The 19,004-nt window shown below is 67.9% G+C and carries 21 protein-coding genes; 8 read left to right on the top strand and 13 right to left on the bottom strand.

Features of this window, described 5'->3' with window-relative positions; all coding sequences use genetic code 11:
• The first annotated feature begins 76 nt into the window (after positions 1 to 76).
• The gene (uraH, locus tag ACFQ4E_RS14990) at positions 77 to 433 is read left to right on the top strand and encodes a hydroxyisourate hydrolase (protein WP_386804943.1); all 357 of its coding nucleotides are present in this window, start codon (positions 77 to 79) and stop codon (positions 431 to 433) included.
• On the opposite strand, the gene ACFQ4E_RS14985 is transcribed toward uraH, so the two are convergent.
• The gene (locus ACFQ4E_RS14985) at positions 434 to 1,516 is read right to left on the bottom strand and encodes a transglutaminase-like domain-containing protein (protein WP_386804941.1); all 1,083 of its coding nucleotides are present in this window, start codon (positions 1,514 to 1,516) and stop codon (positions 434 to 436) included.
• Between the two features lie 82 nt (positions 1,517 to 1,598).
• Complete coding sequence (locus tag ACFQ4E_RS14980) at positions 1,599 to 2,513, bottom strand: LysR family transcriptional regulator (RefSeq protein ID WP_386804939.1); 915 nt, start codon at positions 2,511 to 2,513, stop codon at positions 1,599 to 1,601.
• 100 nt (positions 2,514 to 2,613) lie between these two features.
• On the opposite strand from ACFQ4E_RS14980, the gene ACFQ4E_RS14975 reads away from it, so the two are divergent.
• Both ACFQ4E_RS14975 and ACFQ4E_RS14970 read left to right on the top strand, forming a co-directional pair.
• A complete protein-coding gene (locus ACFQ4E_RS14975; RefSeq protein ID WP_386804937.1) occupies positions 2,614 to 3,843 on the top strand; it encodes a urate hydroxylase PuuD in 1,230 nt (409 codons plus the stop codon).
• Positions 3,844 to 3,936: 93 nt separating this feature from the next.
• Positions 3,937 to 5,376, top strand: a complete 1,440-nt coding sequence (locus tag ACFQ4E_RS14970) for an aldehyde dehydrogenase family protein (protein ID WP_386804935.1) — start codon at positions 3,937 to 3,939, stop codon at positions 5,374 to 5,376.
• Positions 5,377 to 5,511: 135 nt separating this feature from the next.
• Here the strand turns inward: ACFQ4E_RS14970 and ACFQ4E_RS14965 are convergent, their stop codons facing one another.
• The 11 genes from ACFQ4E_RS14965 to ACFQ4E_RS14915 form a co-directional block, all read right to left on the bottom strand.
• The gene (locus ACFQ4E_RS14965) at positions 5,512 to 6,156 is read right to left on the bottom strand and encodes a pseudouridine synthase (RefSeq protein WP_386804933.1); all 645 of its coding nucleotides are present in this window, start codon (positions 6,154 to 6,156) and stop codon (positions 5,512 to 5,514) included.
• 41 nt (positions 6,157 to 6,197) lie between these two features.
• Positions 6,198 to 7,094 carry a homocysteine S-methyltransferase family protein gene (locus ACFQ4E_RS14960; protein ID WP_386804931.1) on the bottom strand — a complete coding sequence of 299 codons (897 nt, stop codon included), beginning with the start codon at positions 7,092 to 7,094 and terminating at the stop codon, positions 6,198 to 6,200.
• Between the two features lie 22 nt (positions 7,095 to 7,116).
• Positions 7,117 to 7,734, bottom strand: coding sequence for a LysE family translocator (locus ACFQ4E_RS14955; RefSeq protein WP_386804929.1), 618 nt, complete (start codon positions 7,732 to 7,734; stop codon positions 7,117 to 7,119).
• Complete coding sequence (locus ACFQ4E_RS14950) at positions 7,731 to 8,099, bottom strand: GFA family protein (RefSeq protein WP_386804927.1); 369 nt, start codon at positions 8,097 to 8,099, stop codon at positions 7,731 to 7,733. The genes ACFQ4E_RS14955 and ACFQ4E_RS14950 overlap by 4 nt, the downstream gene beginning before the upstream one ends.
• The gene (locus ACFQ4E_RS14945; RefSeq protein ID WP_386804925.1) at positions 8,096 to 8,722 is read right to left on the bottom strand and encodes a LysE family translocator; all 627 of its coding nucleotides are present in this window, start codon (positions 8,720 to 8,722) and stop codon (positions 8,096 to 8,098) included. The genes ACFQ4E_RS14950 and ACFQ4E_RS14945 overlap by 4 nt, the downstream gene beginning before the upstream one ends.
• Positions 8,719 to 9,177, bottom strand: a complete 459-nt coding sequence (locus ACFQ4E_RS14940) for a GAF domain-containing protein (protein ID WP_386804923.1) — start codon at positions 9,175 to 9,177, stop codon at positions 8,719 to 8,721. The genes ACFQ4E_RS14945 and ACFQ4E_RS14940 overlap by 4 nt, the downstream gene beginning before the upstream one ends.
• A gap of 7 nt (positions 9,178 to 9,184) precedes the next feature.
• On the bottom strand, positions 9,185 to 9,757 hold the full coding sequence (locus tag ACFQ4E_RS14935; protein ID WP_386804921.1) for a cob(I)yrinic acid a,c-diamide adenosyltransferase: 573 nt from the start codon (positions 9,755 to 9,757) through the stop codon (positions 9,185 to 9,187).
• A gap of 7 nt (positions 9,758 to 9,764) precedes the next feature.
• A complete protein-coding gene (locus ACFQ4E_RS14930) occupies positions 9,765 to 9,968 on the bottom strand; it encodes a twin transmembrane helix small protein (protein ID WP_386804919.1) in 204 nt (67 codons plus the stop codon).
• A gap of 80 nt (positions 9,969 to 10,048) precedes the next feature.
• Complete coding sequence (locus tag ACFQ4E_RS14925; protein WP_386804917.1) at positions 10,049 to 10,876, bottom strand: SDR family NAD(P)-dependent oxidoreductase; 828 nt, start codon at positions 10,874 to 10,876, stop codon at positions 10,049 to 10,051.
• A gap of 88 nt (positions 10,877 to 10,964) precedes the next feature.
• Positions 10,965 to 11,477 (bottom strand): AAA family ATPase, encoded by a 513-nt coding sequence (locus ACFQ4E_RS14920; protein ID WP_386804915.1) that lies wholly within the window; start codon positions 11,475 to 11,477, stop codon positions 10,965 to 10,967.
• Between the two features lie 162 nt (positions 11,478 to 11,639).
• Positions 11,640 to 12,263, bottom strand: a complete 624-nt coding sequence (locus tag ACFQ4E_RS14915) for an SH3 domain-containing protein (RefSeq protein WP_386804913.1) — start codon at positions 12,261 to 12,263, stop codon at positions 11,640 to 11,642.
• A gap of 159 nt (positions 12,264 to 12,422) precedes the next feature.
• On the opposite strand from ACFQ4E_RS14915, the gene ACFQ4E_RS14910 reads away from it, so the two are divergent.
• The 5 genes from ACFQ4E_RS14910 (at position 12,423) to ACFQ4E_RS14890 (ending at position 18,850) form a co-directional block, all read left to right on the top strand.
• Positions 12,423 to 14,735: a DNA topoisomerase IV subunit A gene (locus ACFQ4E_RS14910; protein WP_386804911.1), complete on the top strand. Its 2,313-nt coding sequence runs from the start codon at positions 12,423 to 12,425 to the stop codon at positions 14,733 to 14,735.
• 10 nt (positions 14,736 to 14,745) lie between these two features.
• Positions 14,746 to 15,927, top strand: a complete 1,182-nt coding sequence (locus ACFQ4E_RS14905; RefSeq protein WP_386804909.1) for a DUF898 family protein — start codon at positions 14,746 to 14,748, stop codon at positions 15,925 to 15,927.
• Entirely contained in the window at positions 15,924 to 17,012 is a 1,089-nt protein-coding gene (locus tag ACFQ4E_RS14900; protein WP_386804907.1) for a M48 family metallopeptidase, read from the top strand. Before ACFQ4E_RS14905 ends, ACFQ4E_RS14900 begins: the two co-directional genes overlap by 4 nt.
• Before the next feature lie 153 nt (positions 17,013 to 17,165).
• Positions 17,166 to 17,924 carry an electron transfer flavoprotein subunit beta/FixA family protein gene (locus tag ACFQ4E_RS14895; RefSeq protein WP_386804905.1) on the top strand — a complete coding sequence of 253 codons (759 nt, stop codon included), beginning with the start codon at positions 17,166 to 17,168 and terminating at the stop codon, positions 17,922 to 17,924.
• Positions 17,924 to 18,850, top strand: coding sequence for an electron transfer flavoprotein subunit alpha/FixB family protein (locus tag ACFQ4E_RS14890; protein ID WP_386804904.1), 927 nt, complete (start codon positions 17,924 to 17,926; stop codon positions 18,848 to 18,850). Before ACFQ4E_RS14895 ends, ACFQ4E_RS14890 begins: the two co-directional genes overlap by 1 nt.
• The last annotated feature ends 154 nt before the right edge of the window (positions 18,851 to 19,004 follow it).

The following is a 19,004-nucleotide window of genomic DNA, read 5'->3' as shown; positions in this document are numbered from 1 at the left end:
AGGACTATGCGATGGCAATGGTTTTGCGCCCGAGGGCGCGTGTCTGCACAAAGACGGGGCAAACCGGGAGGGCGAAATGGCCGGATACCTGACGACCCATGTACTCGACACCGCGCAGGGCGTGCCCGCGGCGGGGCTGAAGATCACGCTCGACCGGATCAGCGGGTCCGAGCGGACGCGTCTTGCGGAGATGGAGACCAACGCCGATGGCCGGACAGACGGGCCTATCCTGCCCAAGGAGGCCTTTGCCCCCGGCCAGTACGAGCTGACCTTTCACGCGGGCGACTATCTGCGCGCCAGCGGGCAGGCCGGAGCCGAGCCGCTCTTTCTCGACGAGGTGCCGATCCGCTTTGGCATGGCGGACGGGGACGCGCATTACCACGTCCCGCTCCTGCTCTCGCCCTACGGGTTCTCGACCTATCGCGGCAGCTGATCAGAGCTCGCGCGCGGCGATCGTGTAGGCGAAGCTGTCGGGCGACAGCGCGTCCTGCCGGACGCCGCCGATCTCGGCCTCGGGATACATCAGGAAATCGACCGGATCGGCGCCTGCGCCGGGCAGGTCGAGGTCATGGGCGCTGTTATAGGCGATCCAGTTGCCCTCCCAGGCGCCGAAGAGCGTCTCGCGCGCGGCCTCGACCTTGGGCGTGTCGAGCGCGAGGCCGCCCTCGACCTCTTCCAGCATGACCTTGCGCACATCCGCCGGATCGACCGGCACCCAGCCGAACTGCGACAGCCAGACCTCGGCGCGGCAATGCTGCGCCTTGGTGACGATCTCGGACCCGGCGCCGAGGCTCTTGTAGCCGAAGCGCGAGGGCGCGACGCGCAGGCCGTAGACGTCACGCGCGGGCAGGCCCGCGGCGCGGGCGAGGCCCACATAGAGCGTGTTCAGGTCCGCGCATTTGCCGGTCAGATCGCCGGTCTCCAGCATCGTGGCGACATCGCCGAGCCCGCAGCCCCGGGTCTCGGGATTGCGCGCGGTGTTCTCGACGACCCAGTCGTAGATCGCGCGCGCGGCCTCGAGGTCGGAGCCGGTCCCTTCGGTGATCGCAAGCGCGGTCTCCCGCACGATCCCGTCGGTCGGCACAAGCCGCGAGGGCGCGGTCAGGCGGGCGCGCTCGGCGGCGTCGAGCGGTGCGATGTCGCGCGGTGCGCCCAGATCGACGGCGCGGTCGCGGGTCTCGACGGTCGCGGTGACGGTCAGCTGTCGCGGGAGGCCACCCGCGTTCCAATGGGCGTGCAGGTAGCGGGCGCCGCTCTCGGCATCGCTCTTTTGCGCGACGTGATCGGCGGTGCCGTCAAAGCGCAGATCGCCGCCCCGGTTCCAGCCCTCGCCCTCGGCAAATGGCAAGGGCACCCAGAGATCGGTGGGCGCGTCGCCGGGCAGCTGCAGCTCGGTCGTGACCTCGAACCGGCGCCACTCCCCCGGCTCGGGCGCAAAGGCGGCGCGGGCGCGACCCGGCAGGAACGGGACAGCAAGCAGCGAGGTTGCGGACGCAAGAAAGGCGCGGCGATACATGGACGGCTCCGGGCAGAAAAAACTGTGCCTGCCGCCTAGGTCACTCTTCTCCCACGCGCAAGCCGGGGCTGCCCGATTTGCCTCAGGAGGTCACACCGCGCAGCGCGCTTGCCAATCCTTCGGTCACGAAATCCATGAAAAGCCGCGCTTTCGGGTCCTGTCCGCGCGTATGCGGGAAGAGACAGGCCAGCTGCACGGGCTCGGGCGGTGTGGCGTCGCAGACAGCGACCAGCGCGCCCGATGCCAGATGCGGCGCCACCTCGAAGACCGGTTTCAGCACGATCCCCTGCCCGTCGAGCGCCCAGCCCGTCAGCACATCGCCATCGTCGCTCTCGAGCCGTCCGCTGACCGCGAAGCGGCGGACGCCGTCGGGCGTGGAGAGCCGCCACTGGAACTCGGTTGCGCCGGGGAAGCGCAGGATCAGGCACTCATGCCCGCCCGCCAGCAGGTCGTCGCCCGACCGGGGATGGCCCCGCGCGTCGAGATAGGCGGGCGCGGCGCAGAGCACCCGCGGACAATCGGCGATCTTGCGGATCTTCAACGTGCTGTCCTCGGGAACCCCCAGGAAGAACGCGAGGTCGATCGCCTCTTCCGCGAGGTCGAGCTTGCGATCGCTCAGCCGCAACCGGACCGACACGTCCGGGTAGCGTTTTAGAAACGCGGGCACCAAGGGCGCCACCAGCCGTCGCCCAAGCCCGAGCGGGGCCGCGACGTGCAGCGCGCCGCGCGGGTTCTCGGTGATCTCGGCCACCTGCGCCTCGGCAGCTTCAAGCGCCGCGATCACCTCGCGCGCGCCGGAGTAGAAGGCCCGCCCCTGCTCGGTCGGTGACAGCTTGCGCGTGGTGCGCTGGAAGAGCCGCACGCCCAAGTGATCCTCGAGCTGGCTCATCCGCGCCGAGGTCACTGCCGGAGAAATGCGCAGATCCCGCCCGGCCGCGGACATGCTGCCCAATTCATAGACGCGCAGGAAGGTGCGGATGTTTTCGAGATAGGACATTCTTCGGAAAATTTTGATGATGTTCAGGCGTCTCTGGCAATAGCAAAGCCGTGGCAAGCGGCATAGCCTCGCCGACAGAATAGGGACAGGGAGCGGGACGATGGCCGATCTGGCGATACTCTGGGACTGGCTGGGCTTCGCGGTGCGCTGGCTGCACGTGGTGACGGCCATCGCCTGGATCGGGTCGTCCTTCTACTTCATCGCGCTCGACCTGGGCCTCCGCAAAGCCCCCGACCTGCCGCCCGGCGCGCATGGCGAGGAATGGCAGGTCCATGGCGGCGGCTTCTACCACATTCGCAAATACCTCGTGGCGCCCGAAGCGATGCCCGAGCACCTGACCTGGTTCAAATGGGAAAGCTACGCCACTTGGCTCTCGGGCGCGGCGCTCCTGATGATCGTCTACTGGGCGGGCGGAGAGCTGTACCTCATCGACCGCGCCCGCGCCGACCTGGCGCTCTGGCAGGCGATCCTGATTTCGGCGGGCTCGCTGACGCTGGGCTGGCTGATCTACGACGCACTCTGCAAATCGGCGCTCGGCAACCGCCCGACGCTCCTGATGCTGCTCCTGTTCGCGATGCTGGTGGCGATGTCCTGGGGCTTCAACCAGGTCTTCACCGGGCGCGCGGCGCTCCTGCATCTCGGCGCCTTCACCGCGACGATCATGACCGCGAACGTCTTCCTGATCATCATGCCGAACCAGCGCATCGTCGTGGCCGACCTCAAGGCCGGGCGCACGCCGGACGCCAAATACGGCAAGATCGCCAAGCTGCGCTCGACGCATAACAACTACCTGACCCTGCCGGTCATCTTCCTGATGCTGTCGAACCACTACCCCCTGGCCTTCGCGACGCCCTATTCCTGGGCCATCGCCAGCCTCGTCTTCCTGATGGGCGTGACGATCCGGCATTACTTCAACACCCGCCACGCCCGCGCCGGGAACCCGAGCTGGACCTGGGCCGTGACCGTCGCACTCTTCGTGCTGATCGCCTGGCTCTCGACGCTCGGTCAGCCCGAGACCTACGAGGACGCCGCCGCCCGCCCGCTCTCTCCCTTCGAGGCCCGCTACGCCTCGGCCGAGGGCTTCGCCGAGGCGCAGGACATCGTGCTCGGCCGCTGTTCGATGTGCCACGCGCGCGAGCCCGTCTGGGACGGCATCCGCCGCGCGCCCAAGGGGGTGCATCTCGAGACCGAGGCCGACATCGCCGCCCATGCCCGCGAGATCTACCTGCAGGCCGGGGTGAGCCACGCCATGCCGCCGGGCAACGTGACCGGCATCGAAGCGGCCGACCGCGCCGCGCTCATCGCCTGGTATCGCGCCGCGCAAGACTGACTTCCCCTTGCGACCGGGCTGCCCCCGCGCCAGAATATGATCAAATTTTGGCGCGCCGCCGACCCGAGTCGCGGCGCCAAGCGGAGGAACGACATGCTCGAGAAACGCGACTTCTACATCGACGGCGCCTGGGTCAGCCCGCGCGAGGGCACGGACCGCGAGGTGATCGATCCCTCGACCGAAGAGCCCTTTGCGGTGATCTCCCTCGGCGGGGCCGCCGATACCGACGCCGCCGTCGCCGCCGCCAAGGCCGCCCTGCCCGGCTGGATGGCGACGCCGCCCGCCGAGCGCATCGCCTGCGTCGAGCGCCTGCTCGCCGCCTACAAGGAGCGCTCCGCCGATCTGGCCGAGGCGATGAGCCGGGAGATGGGCGCGCCGATGGAACTCGCCCGGAAGAACCAGTGGGGCGCCGGTGCGTGGCACCTCAAGGGCTTCCTTGAAGCCGCCAAGGAGTTCGAGTTCGAGGCCCCTCTCGGCGATCATGCGCCGACGGACCGCATCATCCACGAGGCGGTCGGCGTCGCGGCGCTGATCACGCCCTGGAACTGGCCAATGAACCAGATCGCACTGAAAGTCGGCGCGGCGGCGGTGGCGGGCTGCACGATGGTACTGAAACCCTCCGAGGAAAGCCCTCTCTCGGCGATGATCTTCGCCGAATGCGTCGATGCCGCAGGCTGGCCCAAGGGCGTCTTCAACCTCGTCAACGGCGACGGCGCGGGCGTCGGCAGCCAGCTCTCGGCCCACCCCGATGTCGACATGGTGAGCTTCACGGGCTCGACCCGCGCGGGCAAGCTGATCTCAAAGGCCGCCGCCGACACGCTGAAGCGCGTGCACCTGGAACTGGGCGGCAAGGGCGCGAACCTCCTGTTCGCCGATGCCGACGAGAAGGCGGTGAAACGGGGCGTCCTGCACATGATGCAGAACACCGGCCAGAGCTGCAACGCGCCCTCGCGGATGCTGGTCGAGGCGCCGGTCTATGACCGCGTCGTCGCCGAGGCCGCCGAAGTGGCGCAATCGGTCGCGGTCGGTCCGGCCTCGGAAGAGGGCCGCCATATCGGCCCGGTGATCAACCGCACCCAGTGGGACAAGATCCAGGGCCTGATCCAGCAGGGCATCGACGAAGGCGCCCGCCTCGTCGCCGGTGGCCCGGGCCTGCCCGAGGGCCTCAACCGCGGCTTCTACGTCCGCCCCACGGTCTTTGCCGACGTAACCCCGGACATGACCATCGCGCGCGAGGAGATCTTCGGACCGGTCCTGTCCATCCTGCGCTTCGAGACCGAGGACGAGGCCGTCGCCATCGCCAATGACACCCCCTACGGCCTGACCAATTACGTCCAGAGCCAGGACGGCGCCCGGCGCAACCGCCTCGCCCGGCAGCTGCGCTCCGGCATGGTCGAAATGAACGGCGAAGACCGCGCGCAGGGCGCGCCCTTCGGCGGCATGAAACAGTCCGGCAATGGCCGCGAGGGCGGTTATTGGGGCATTCTCGACTTCCTCGAAGTCAAGGCCGTCTCGGGCTGGTCCGTGGACTGACGCGCGCCTGCCGGGCGTCTCGATAGCGTCACGCGCGCGCGGCGTATTTGGAAAAAGAAGAAGCTCGAAAGAGGCGCTTTTGGGCTTCTTCTTTTCGATAAATACGCATCCCGCACCTGGCCAAGGGCGCGCGGCCTAGAACGGCGCCTTGGCGCGAAACACCTGGCCTGCGCCGCCATCGGGATGGCGCAGGCGCAATTCCTCGGCGTGAAGCATCATGCGGGGAAACGCGGGCGCGGTGTCGGGCGCGTAGAGCGGATCGCCGAGGATCGGGTGTCCGAGCGCCAGCATGTGGACACGCAGCTGGTGGGAGCGGCCGGTCTTGGGCAGAAGCCGCATCCGGCTTTCAGCATCCGATGCCTTGACGCGATGCCAGTCGGTGAGCGCGGCGCGGCCCTCGGGATCGACCTTCTGCAGCGGACGGTTCGGCCAGTCGACCATCAGCGGCAGATCCACCGTGCCCTTGCTCTCGGAGACCCGGCCCGCGACCCGGGCGATATAGGTCTTCTTCACCTGCCGCTTTTCGAATTGCAGCCCGAGATGGCGCTGCGCATGGGGCGTGAGCGCGAAGACCATCACGCCGGAGGTGTCCCGGTCCAGCCGGTGGACCAGAAGCACCTGCGGAAAGGCCTGTGCCAGCCGTGCGATCAGGCTATCGGCGAGCTCCGGCCCCTTGCCGGGCACCGACAGGAGCCCCGCCGGTTTCTCGACAACGAGCAGCTCGTGATCGGCGTGCAGCACCGCGATCTCGTCTTTGGGCGGGTCGTAGCGATCGGACATGTCGCGGTCTCTGTCAGGTGCGCTCCGGCGCTGCAAGGCCCTCAGACGATCTCGTGCCCGCCGGCCCGGAGCGCCGCGGCGATGGCCGCGATGTGGTCGGGCCCGGTTTCGCAGCAGCCGCCGATAATGGTCGCGCCCTGCCCGACCCAGCTCATCGCGATCGCGGCGTAGCGCTCGGGTCCCATGTCGCGCCGCGAGGTGAGCACGTCGACGGTCTGGACCTCGCCAAGAAAGGCCTTGGTGATCTGCTCGAACCCGTTGGCATAGGCGCCGAAGGGCACGCCGCTCTCAGCGAGGAGCCCAAGCGCCGGTCCCATCGCTTCGGGCGCCGAGCAATTGGCCAGCGCGGCTTCGGCATGACGGCCCTTCAGGGCGCGGGCGAGATCCGCGACGGGCTCGCCCGAGCGCAGGCGGGTGCCGTCCTCGTCATCGACCGTCGCCGCGATCCAGACTGGGCGCGCGCAGTCCTCGGACGCGTCGAGCGCGGCTCGGGCATGGGCAAGCGACGCGACGGTCTCGAAGATCACCAGATCGGCCTCGGGCGCGAGCGCCTCGAGCGCGGCGCGGTACTCGGTCACGGCGGTGTCGTGGTCGGGGAAGGCCTCGGGCCGATAGCTGCCGCGCAGCGGGCCGATGGCGGCGGCGACCCGGCCCGAGCCATGCGCGTCCCGGGCCGCGCGGGCCTCGGCCATGGCCATGGCGCGCAGATCGGCCAGCTGGTCGCCCAGGCCCTCGCGGTCGAGCCGGTCGGCAAAGATCGCGTAGGTATTGGCGGTGGCGATGGTGGCGCCCGCGTTGAAGTAATCGCGGTGAACCGCCTCGACGAGCCCGGGGTGATCCATCATCACCCGGGTGCTCCAGAGCCCGGTCGGCGCATCCCCGGAGCGCCGCACCAGTTCCTGTCCCATGCCCCCGTCGAGCAGCGTGATCCGTGCCATGTGCCGGTCCTTTCGAGTGATGTCAGGTCCAGACGAGCCGCAGCGCAAGTCCGGTGAAGACCAGCGCCGCGACCCTGTCCAGCGTGCGTTTCGCCGCCGCAACCCGGTCGCGCAGGAGGCCCGCGACGCCTCCGTAGCTGGCGGTGACGACGAAACCGGTGATCGAGAAGAGCGTGCCCAAGACCAGGATCTGGCTCCAGACCGGTCCCTGCGCGGGATCGGCGAATTGCGGCAGGAAGGCCAGGACGAAAAGCGCGACCTTGGGGTTCAGCACGTTGGTGACAAGCCCCTGCCGCGCCGCCCGCCCGAGCGTTTGCGCGCCGCGCGTGGTCTCGGCGTCGCCGCCGCCCTGCCAACTGCGCCATGCGAGCCAGAGGAGGTAGCCCGCCCCGGCCCAGCGCAGGGTCGCGAAACCCGGCGGCCAAGCGGCGAAGAGCGCCGCGGCTCCGAAGGCGGTCAGAGTGACGTGGATCATCGAGCCCGCGCTGACCCCCGCGGCGGCCGCGACGCCCGCGCGCCATCCGCCGCGCACACCCGAGGCCATGGCGAACATCACGTCCGCCCCCGGGGTGAGGTTCAGGACGAGCCCCGCGCCGAGGAAGGTCGCGAGCGAGACCGGATCGGGCAGTCCGGCGATCATGACTGCGGAAGCCCGTCGCTGATCTCGTAGTAATCGCCCTTGTCGGCGGTGAAGATGTGTTTCTCGAGCCGGAGGCCCGTCGGTGCCTCCAGCGCGCCGAGCGCCACGCTGATCTCGGCCTCGCCATCGCCGCGCCAGAAGAGGAACGCGCCGCAGCTTGGGCAGATGCCGCGCTCCGCAGTGGCGGAGAGCCGGAACCAGCGCACATTGCCGGTGACCCTCAGGCTCTCGAAGGGCACTTGCGCCGAGGCCCAGGCGTGCCCGGACATCTTGCGGCACATGCCGCAATGGCAGGCCGAGGCATTGACCGGCTGAGCCTCGCTCGTGAATTGGACCGCCCCGCAGGCGCAGCGACCGTCGATCATTCCATCTCTCCAAATGGCAGCGCAGATGCGCCCAGAGCCAGACCATAAAGCAGGAAACATCCCGCCAGAAGACGCCGCACGCGTGTCTGGCCGACGACGCCCAGCGCGCGTGTCCCGAGCCAAGCGCCGAGCGCGGTATAGCCCGAATAGCTGGTCGCGGTGATCAGGAGCGAGGTCGGCACGATCGCCCACATCTGCCGCGAGATCGGCAGGTCAGGCTCCACGAACTGGGTGAAGGCCGCCAGGTAACCCGCGACGCTCTTTGGATTTATCGTGGCGATGAGGAAGGCCTTCAGCCAGACGGACCCGGCCCCCTCGTCGCCGCCGGAGAGCGGCCGCTCGGCGGCGCGCCAGGAGCGGATGCCGAGCCATATCAGCACCGCGGCGCCAGCGAGCTTGGCGATGAGAAGCGCTCCGGGCGCGTGCAGGATCAGGGCCGAGATCCCCGCGGCGGACAGGGCGAGAAAAAGCGCCGATTGCGTGAGGATCGCGGTCACGCCGATCAGCGCGCGCGGCAGGCCGAGCGCCAGCCCGTTGCGGATGCAGTTGACGGCGTTGGGGCCCGGCGAGGTCACGAAAACCACCCAGAAGCCCGCGAAGACGAGCCAGCCTTCGAGACTCACCCGAGACGTCCGAAGACGTCGCGCAGGATCGGTTCGAGCTGGTCGCGGTCGGCCTCGGTGAAAGCGTCGGGGCGGTCGCTGTCGATGTCGAGAACGGCGATGACCGTGCCGTGCCGGTCGAAGACCGGCAGCACGATTTCCGAGCGGGTCGAGCTGGAGCAGGCGATATGGCCCGGGAAGGCTTCGACATCGGCGACGATCTGAGTCGTCGCCTCACGCGCCGCTGCGCCGCAGACGCCGCGCTCGAAGGGGATGGTCAGGCAGCCATGGCCGCCCTGGTAGGGGCCGATCTTCAGAAGCCCCGGCGCGACCACACGGTAGAAGCCGGTCCAGTCGAAGCGGTCGTCGGAATGGTGGATCTCGCAGGCAAGGGTCGCCATCAGCGCGACGGGATCGTCCTCGCCTTCGGTGAGCCCGCGGATGCCGCGGGCGAGCTCTTCGTAATCGACCTGCATGACAGCCTCAGCGATTGGCGCCCGGAACCCAGAGCACGTCGGCGCGGCCATCGTCATTGGCGATCCGCGCCGCGACGAAGAACCAGTCCGAGAGCCGGTTGAGATAGGTGATCGCGGCGGGATTGACCTCGTCCTCGGCGGCAAGCTCCAGCGTGTGCCGCTCGGCGCGGCGCGCCACGGTGCGGCAGAGATGGAGATGCGCCGACAGCGCGCTGCCGCCGGGCAGGATGAAGCTCCGGAGCGGCTCGAGCCGGGCGTTCATCGCGTCGATCTCGCCCTCCAGCCGGTCGGTCTGGGCCGAGACCATGCGCAGCACCGGGTAGCCCGCCTCGCCGTCCTTGGCCATGTCGGGACGGCAGAGATCGGCGCCGAGATCGAAGAGATCGTTCTGGATGCGCGACAGGGCCTCGGCCAGATCGCCCTCGGCATGGAGCCGCGCCAGACCGAGCGTCGCGTTCAGCTCGTCCACCGTCCCGTAGGACACCACCCGCGTCGAGGTCTTGGGCACCCGCGTGCCATCGCCAAGCGCGGTCTCTCCGGCATCGCCGGTGCGGGTGTAGATCTTGTTCAGAACGACCATTGGGGTGTCAGCCTCCGCGGCGGATCAGGACGAAAAGCAGGATCAGGACCACGGCGACGAACTGGGCGATGATCCGCCAGCGCATGAAGCGGTTGGCGTTCTTGCGGTTGAACTCGCCGCCCTTGGCGAAGCTGCCGATGCCGAGCATCAGCACCACGACGACCGCGAGCATCACCACCGCGATCAGGATGAACAGGGGGTCTTGCATCATCGCTTCGGTCCTTCTTTCAACAGGGCGCTACCACCTAGCCGGGGCGCTTGTCGAGACGAGGCGTCAGATCGGCGCAGCGATCACGCCTTGGAGAGCAGCCAGTCCATCACCCCGGGCGGCAAGAGGCGCTTGGCCACGGCCATGGCGTGGGTCGGCGTCGTGACCCGGTAGCGCGCGCGGGGTGACGGGCTGTCGAGCGCGGTGAAAAGCACCTCCGAGACCGCGCGGGCGGGCAAGGTCATGCGCCCCGAGGAACCCTTGTAGAGACGGTCGAGCAGGCGCGCGCGGTAGTCCTCGGCGCGGGGGCTCGCTTCCCAGTCGATCCAGCGCTCGAAAGCCTTGACCGCGTTCTTGCGGAAATCGCTCTCGATGGGACCGGGCTCGATCAGGACGACCTGGATGTTCTCCGGCGCCATTTCGAGCCTGAGGACATCGGCCCAGCCTTCGAGCGCGAACTTGGTGGCGACATAGGCGCCCCGCCATTTCGTGCCGACGAAGCCCAGGACCGAGGAGTTCAGCACCACGCGCCCGTGCCCCTGCCTGCGCATGACGGGCAGGATGCGGTTGTTGAGATCGTGCCAGCCCAGGAAATTGGCCGCGAAAATCGCGCGCATCGCCTCCGCCGGCACGTCTTCGAGGGGCCCGGGGATCGCGTAGGCGCCGTTGTGGAAGACCGCATCGAGCGTGCCGCCGGTCGCGTCCAGCACCTCGGCCAGCGCCGCCTCGAAGGTTTCGGGCCGCTCGTAATCGATGAGGGGGCTCTCGAACCCCTCCTCTCTCAGCCGCGCGCAATCCTCGTCCCGGCGACACGCGGCGAACACGCGCCAGCCCCGCGCCTGCATGAGTTTCGCCGCGTCGTATCCGATGCCGCTGGAACAGCCGGTGATAAGCAGGGATTTTCGGGACATCGGGGGCACTCCGTCACTTACGCATCGCTGCGGGAGATGGCGCGTCGGCGCAGCGAGGGCAATCCCCCGGGCGCGGGGCCCCGTGCTTTCAGAAATCGTCCGACAGCGCCGACAGGATCAGCTTGGCGCAATCCTCGGCGGAGAACCTGGCGCTGTCGAGCACCAGCCGGTCGCCCTCCCACCGGTCGTATTGTCGGGCTTCGACCGCTGCCCAATCGGGATAGCCCGCCCCCGGATCGCGGGCGCGACGCGCCTCGACACGGCGGCGATGCTCTGCGGGATCGGAGCAGATGATCTCGACATCAAGGCACTCTGCCCGCACGGCGCGCGCGGTCTTGTGCCACCAGCCGCGGGTCAGAGCGAGCGGATTGACCGTATCGGCCACGACATCGAGCCCGAGGCGGAGGTTGTCGGCGGCCACCGCCATGATCGCCCGGTAGCCCGCGTTTTGGGCTTTGGCGATGGCGAGCACGCTCTCCCCCAACGCCCGCTCGACCGTGTCGACGCGCAGGTAGCAGGCGCGGCGCGCGCGGGCGACTTCGGCGGCGATGGTGGATTTTCCGACACCCGGAAGGCCAGACAAGGCAATGAGATGCGCCATTCCGAACTGTCCCGCAAGACAATGGCCCACGAGCCGGGCCTCTGCGGCCAGTGATGTATCCTGACCCGGGGAACCGCGCCATATCCCGTTGGTGTTAGGCGCAACGAAAAACCGGGCGCGCGATGGCGCACCCGGCTCTCAAATCTCCAGCGTGTAAGCGGCTTAGTTCGACGCGGTTACGAGGTAGTCGGCCATCCAGCCGATCTCTTCGGTCGACACGACGCGGAGCTTCAGCCAGCCGTTGCCGGGCTCGTCAATCACCTCGACCCGAGCGCCACGCGAGAGGCTGTCGACCACCGAGAAGTTGGTGCCGGGGCCGTTGCGCATGTTGACGCGGCTGCCCGCAACTTCACGCACATCGCCGCTGCCGGTCGAGGTTGCGACCGCGTTTGCAGGCTGGCGGCGGCCGATCACCACGTTGCTGTCGAAGGAGGCCGCGGTGCTGCGGGTCGTCACGCGCAGGCCCTGGGCCTCGGGCGCGGGTTCGTCGGTCCGGAGCGACGCCTTCACGACCGGTGCGGCATCCGCGGACGATGCAGGCGCTGCGGTCTGAATGACGGCGAAGGTCTCCGGCGAGGTCTCGGCGCGCGCGACGATCTCGGTCATGGGCGCCGGGTCCTCGGCGCTTGCATCCTCGGCGACCTCGACCGCGGGCATCTCGGCCGGATCGACGGTCTTGGCTTCAGCGGATTCGATGTACCAGCCAGGCTCGAAATCCGAGCCGCCGCTCATCTCATAAAACGCCCATCCCAAGAAGGCGAAAGTCAGCAGCATAAAACGCGCCATGCGTCTATCCCCCTACGAAACACGGTTACTTGTCTACGGCCAAGAGCAGGTATCGGCGCCGCGACAATATCACACTTGAAACGCCGGAGGTCCGGAAAAGGTCCGAAATTCTTTCGCCCGCGCTTTACGGAGGTTCGCGCCAGGAGTATCACAGCATCTATGGACGAGATCACCGGCGACCCCAATATCAACCCTCGCGACGTGGCCGAGCCTCTGCGCCGCGCGATCGGCGAGCGCTATCTGACCTACGCGCTCTCGACGATCATGAACCGCGCGCTACCGGATGCGCGCGACGGCCTGAAGCCCGTGCATCGCCGGATTCTCTACGCGATGCGGGAACTTCGGCTGTCCTCGTCGGGGGGCTTCCGGAAGTCCGCGAAGATCTCCGGCGACGTGATGGGCAACTACCATCCGCATGGCGACGCGGCGATCTACGACGCGATGGCGCGGCTCGCGCAGGACTTCACCATCCGCTACCCGCTGGTCGACGGCCAGGGCAATTTCGGCAATATCGACGGCGACAACCCGGCCGCCTCGCGCTACACCGAAGCGCGGCTGACCGTCGTTTCCGAGGCGCTTCTCGAAGGTCTGAACGAGAACGCGGTCGATTACCGCCCGAACTACGACGGCACGCTGACCGAACCGGTGGTGCTGCCCGCGTCCTTCCCCAACCTTCTCGCCAACGGCGCCTCGGGCATCGCGGTCGGCATGGCGACCAATATCCCTCCGCACAATATCGGCGAGCTGATCGACGCCTGCCAGCACCTGATCAAATCGCCGGACGCGCGCGATGAGACGCTCCTGCAATACGTGCCCGGCCCCGATTTCCCGACCGGCGGCGTGATCGTCGAGCCGCGCGAGAACATCGCCGAGGCCTACCGCACCGGCCGCGGCAGCTTCCGACTGCGCGCGAAATACCACGTCGAGGATCTGGGCCGCGGCCAATGGCAGGTCGTGGTCACCGAGATCCCCTACCAGGTGCAGAAATCGAAGCTGGTCGAACGGCTCGCCGAGCTGATCCAGACCAAGAAGGTGCCGATCCTCGCCGATATCCGGGACGAGAGCGCCGAGGACATCCGCATGGTGCTGGAGCCGCGCACCAAGAATGTCGATCCGGACGTGCTGATGGGCATGCTGTTCCGGAACTCGGACCTGGAGATCCGCTTCTCGCTCAACATGAACGTGCTGATCGACGGGGTGACGCCGAAGGTCTGCTCGATGAAGGAGGTGCTGCGCGCCTTCCTCGATTTCCGGCGCGAGGTGCTGATCCGGCGCTCGAAGCACCGGATGGAGAAGATCGACCACCGGCTCGAGGTGCTCGAAGGCCTGATCGTGGCCTATCTGAACCTCGACCGCGTCATCGACATCATCCGCTACGACGACGACCCCAAAGCCGCGCTGATGCGCGAAGACTGGGGCAAGGACCACGTCCGCGCCACCGACCAGAGCGATTACGTCCCGCCCGCCCCCGCCAGCGATGACGGGCTCGGCCTGACCGAGGTCCAGGCCGAAGCGATCCTGAACATGCGCCTGCGCTCGTTGCGCAAGCTCGAAGAGATGGAGCTTCTGGCCGAGCGCGACCGCCTGATGGAAGAGCGCGCGGGGCTCGAGGACCTGCTCGACAGCGAGGCGCTGCAGTGGAAGCGCATCTCCGAAGAGCTGAAGGCGACCCGGAAGGCCTTTACCAAGGACTACCATCGCGGCCAGCGCCTCACCGCCTTTGCCGAGGCCGGCGAGGTTGAAGAAGTGCCGCTCGAGGCGATGATCGAGCGCGAGCCGATCACCGTCGTCTGCTCGCAGATGGGCTGGGTCCGGGCGATGAAGGGCCATATCGACCTCGGCTCGGAGCTGAAGTTCAAGGATGGCGACGGCCCGCGCTTCATCTTCCACGCCGAGACCACGGACCGGCTTCTGGTCTTCGGCTCGAACGGGCGGTTCTACACGGTCTCCGCCGCGAACCTTCCCGGAGGCCGCGGCATGGGCGAGCCGCTCAGGCTCATAGTCGATCTGCCGAACGAGGCGCAGATCGTCGACATCCTGATCCACCAGCCGGGCCGCAAGCTTCTGGTGGCCTCCTCTGCCGGTGACGGGTTCGTCGTGCCCGAGGACGAGGTGGTCGCCCAGACCCGTGCGGGCAAACAGGTGCTGAACGTGAAGGCGCCCGCTGTGGCGAAGATCATCCGCCCGGTGACGGGCGACGCGGTGGCCGTGGTTGGCGAGAACCGCAAGGTATTGGTGTTCATGTTGGACGAATTGCCGGAAATGGGCCGCGGCAAGGGTGTGCGTCTGCAGAAGTACAAGGATGGAGGGCTGTCGGATGCGACCACCTTCACACTCTCGGACGGACTCAGCTGGCACGACCCCGCCGGACGCACGCGAACCGAAGCCGATCTCGGAGAATGGCAGGGCAAGCGCGCCTCCGCCGGACGGATGGCCCCCCGCGGCTTCCCTAGAGACAACCGCTTCACCTGATCCCGATCCGATGGGCGTGGGCTTCGACGGCCCCGCCCGCCCGCTCTTCCGCATCACCATGTGGACGGGCCTCGTGACGCTCTTCACGCTTGGCCTCTATCGCTTCTGGATGAAGACGCGCGTGAGGCGCTGGCTCTGGTCGTCTTTCCGTCCCGGCGGGCAGCCGCTGGAATATACCGGCGACCCCACAGAGAAGATGATGGGGTTTCTCGCCGCGATGGTGGTGATCGCGCTCTACGTGGGCGTCGTGAACCTTATCCTGGTCTATTTCGGGCTGACGCTCTTCCAAAACACCGGCCCCGCCTATGTCGTGTCAGGCGGCGGCCTCATCATGCTGTTTTTCTTCGCGAAATATCGCGCCCGCCGCTACAAGCTGACGCGCACCGCCTGGCGCGGGGTGACCTTCGGGCTCGACAAGGGCGCGCTGGCCTATGCGCGCAAGGCGACGGTCTGGTGGGCCTTTGCGGTCCTGTCGGCGGGGCTCTTGATGCCGGTCACCGTCTTCGTGCTCGAGCGCTTCCTGACCGACCGAACCCGTTTCGGTGACGGCCATCTGCGCCAGAGTGGATCGGTCGCGATGCTCTACCCCGCGGCGGTGCCCCTGGCCGTGGGCGTCCTCGTCGCCGCGGCGGCTGCGACAACAGTGATCTTCGGCCACCGCGTCGCGGGCACGGTCATCGGCGTGGCCGCTGCCGCGGTCCTCGCCTACGGGCTCGTGCATTTCCAGGTGACCGCCCTGGCGCGGTTGACCGAAGCCAAATCGCTGGGATCGCTGGGCTTCCGCTTCGATCCCTCGCCGATCCGCGTGTTTCTCCTCATGGCCCGCGGCTATGCACTGGCGCTGATCGTGGTCTTTCCACCGGCCGTGGCCTTCACCACCGCGATCGTGGCGCTTCAGTCCGGTCCGCGTCTGATCCAGATCGGCGAGAAGCTGGGCGTCGATCTCTCCACCCTCGCGGGCCTGCCGCCTTACGTCCTGGCACTGGCCTGCGTCCCGCTCTACTTCGCGATCTTCCTCCTGTGGTCGGCCCTTCGCGCAACCTTCGTCACCCGTCCCATCTATCACCATTACGCCGAGCGCCTGCAGCTCACCGGCACCTCCGAGCTTGCGCGCCTGAAGCAAACCCCGCGCGCCGCTCCGGAGGAGGCCGAGGGCTTTGCCGATGCGCTAGATATCGGAGCTTCGTTTTGACCCTGCGCGGCGCCTATTTCGACGGGGTTTGCCCGGTTCCGCACCCGGTCGCGATCAGCCTCGACCGCGAGCACGGCATTCTGGTCATGGAGCTCTCCGATGGCAGCCGTGAACGCTGGCCGCTCGAGCGCATCCGCGAGGTGCCCGATCAGGCCGCGACCGAGGGCTTGGCACTTCGGCTCGTCGGCGGCCGGACGCGACGCCTCTACCTGCCCGAGCGCAGCCTCCTTGCCGACTTGCCGATGCCCTTCCGGCGCAGCTCCGCGATCTCGGCCAAGCGGCTCACGGTCTGGCTTCTCGGCGCCTTGACCGCGGTCCTTCTGGTCATCCTCGTGATCGTGCCGCAGCTCTCGAACCGGCTGGCCGATGCCATTCCGCCCAAGGGCGAAGCCGCGCTCGGCGCGATGTCGAGCCGCCACATCATCGACGCGCTCGCGACCACCTCGGGCGGAGAGATCACCGAGTGCACGAATGCCGACGGCCGCGCCGCGCTCGACCATCTGACGCGGGAACTGACGCGCGGGATCGCGCTTCCCTCCGAGCTCTCGGTCCGCATCCTGCGGAGCGACCAGCGCAACGCCTTTGCCCTTCCGGGCGGCCATATCCTGATGCTGCGCGGGGTTCTCGACCTCGCGGAAACACCGGAAGAGTTCGCAGGCGTGCTCGCCCACGAGATCGGCCATGTCTACAGCCGCGACGGCGTGCGCGAGGCGCTGCGCTCGGCGGGCACGGTGGGCATCCTCACCGTGGTGCTCGGGGATTTCGCGGGCGGCGCCGTGGTGCTTCTGCTGACCGATCGGCTGATCGCCGCACGGCACAGCAAATCCACAGAGATCCGCGCCGATGTCTTCGCCGAGGCGGTCCTGAGGCGGCAGGGGCTCGGACCCAAGCCGATGATCGACATGTTCCAGCGCCTGCTCGACACCTCGGGCCAACTCGAGGGACCGCTCGCCTATTTCCTGAGCCACCCCCAGCCCGCCGAGCGCATCGCGGTCCTTCGCGAGCGTCCCAGCGCCACGGTCCCGCGCGACACGCCGCTTCTCAGCGACGCCGAATGGCGCGCGCTGCAGGCGATCTGCGACTGAACGACCGCTTGCGCCCCGCAAAACGCGGCGTTCTAACGCCATGACGTGACGATTTTGATCTGTTGCGACCCGGCGCGAGCCTATATCACGCCGGAGACCGATTGACCGGGAGCGCAGCGCGGCTGGGCCCCATGACTAGGAGGACCGCGAAGAATGAAGGTGCTAGTGCCCGTCAAACGCGTGATCGACTATAACGTGAAAGTTCGCGTCAAAGCGGATGGATCGGGCGTCGATCTCGCCAACGTCAAGATGTCGATGAACCCGTTCGACGAGATCGCCGTCGAAGAGGCGATCCGCCTGAAAGAGGCCGGAAAGGCCGACGAGGTCATCGCGGTGTCGATCGGCGTCAAGCAGGCGCAGGAGACACTCCGGACCGCGCTCGCCATGGGGGCCGACCGCGCCATTCTCGTCACCGCCGCGGACGACGTGCACCAGGATATCGAGCCGCTGAGCGTCGCGAAGATCCTCGCCAAGGTCGCAGAGGAGGAAGGCGCAGGTCTGATCATCTGCGGCAAGCAGGCGATCGACAACGACCTGAACGCCACCGGCCAGATGCTGGCGGCACTTCTGGGCTGGAGCCAGGCGACCAATGCCAACACGCTCGAGATCGACGGCGACAGCGCCACGGTCGCGCGCGAGGTCGATGGCGGCCTGCAGACCGTCAAGGTCTCGCTGCCCGCGATCGTCACCACCGACCTCCGCCTCAACGAGCCGCGCTACGCGTCGCTGCCGAACATCATGAAGGCGAAGAAGAAGCCGCTCGACGAGAAGACGCCCGCCGATTTCGGCGTCGACGTCACGCCGCGCCTCGAGATCGTCAAGACCTCCGAGCCCGAGGCCCGCGCGGCCGGCGAGATCGTCGGATCGGTCGACGAGCTGGTGTCGAAACTCAAAGAAAAGGGGATCGTGTGATGGCCGTTCTTCTGCTTGCCGAAATCAACGACGGCGCGCTGGCGATGGACGCCACTGCCAAGGCCGTGACCGCCGCCAAGTCGCTCGGCGACGTCACGGTCCTGGCCATCGGCGCATCGGCGAAAGCCGCAGCCGAGGAAGCCGCGACCATCGAGGGCGTCTCGAAGGTGCTCGTGGCCGAGGACGCGCTCTACGGCCACCGCCTGGCCGAGCCGGTCTCGGCGCTGGTCGCCTCGCTCGCCGAGGGCTACAGCCACATCGTTGCCCCCGCCACGACGGATGCGAAGAACATCCTGCCGCGCGTCGCGGCGCTCCTGGACGTGATGGTCCTGACCGACGTCACCTCGGTCGTCGATGCCGACACGTTCGAGCGCCCGATCTACGCGGGCAACGCCATGCAGACGGTGAAATCCTCGGACAAGATCAAGGTCCTGACCGTGCGGACCTCGACCTTCGACGCGGCCCCCACCGGCGGCTCTGCCTCGGTCGAGGACGTCGCGACCGGAGAGGATCCGGCGCTGTCGAGCTGGGTGTCCGACAAGCTGGCTGAAAGCGACCGTCCCGAGCTGACCTCGGCGGGGATCGTGGTCTCCGGCGGGCGTGGCGTCGGCTCGGAAGAGGATTTCGCACTGATCGAGAAGCTCGCCGACAAGCTCGGTGCAGCAGTGGGTGCGTCGCGCGCCGCGGTCGACTCGGGCTTCGCTCCGAACGACTGGCAGGTCGGCCAGACCGGCAAGGTCGTGGCGCCCGAGCTCTACGTCGCGGTCGGCATCTCCGGCGCGATCCAGCACCTCGCGGGCATGAAGGACTCCAAGGTGATCGTCGCGATCAACAAGGACGAAGAGGCGCCGATCTTCCAGGTCGCCGATTACGGCCTGGTCGCCGATCTCTTCGAGGCCGTTCCGGAGCTTACCGAAAAGCTCTGAGCGCCGCGTCCCGTCTCCGGACGATGAGACATCTGTCAGGCCCGCCTCGTGAGAGGCGGGCCTTTCTCATTTTCCACCTAGGCTCAGGACTCATAGCCAGTAGATGACGATAGCGGCGAGAGCGATGGCCGAGAGGAAGACCTTGGGGCACCTG

This window comes from Litorisediminicola beolgyonensis, from assembly GCF_042679605.1.
GTDB lineage: Bacteria > Pseudomonadota > Alphaproteobacteria > Rhodobacterales > Rhodobacteraceae > Litorisediminicola > Litorisediminicola beolgyonensis.
This window is presented reverse-complemented; position numbering and strand designations above follow the sequence as displayed.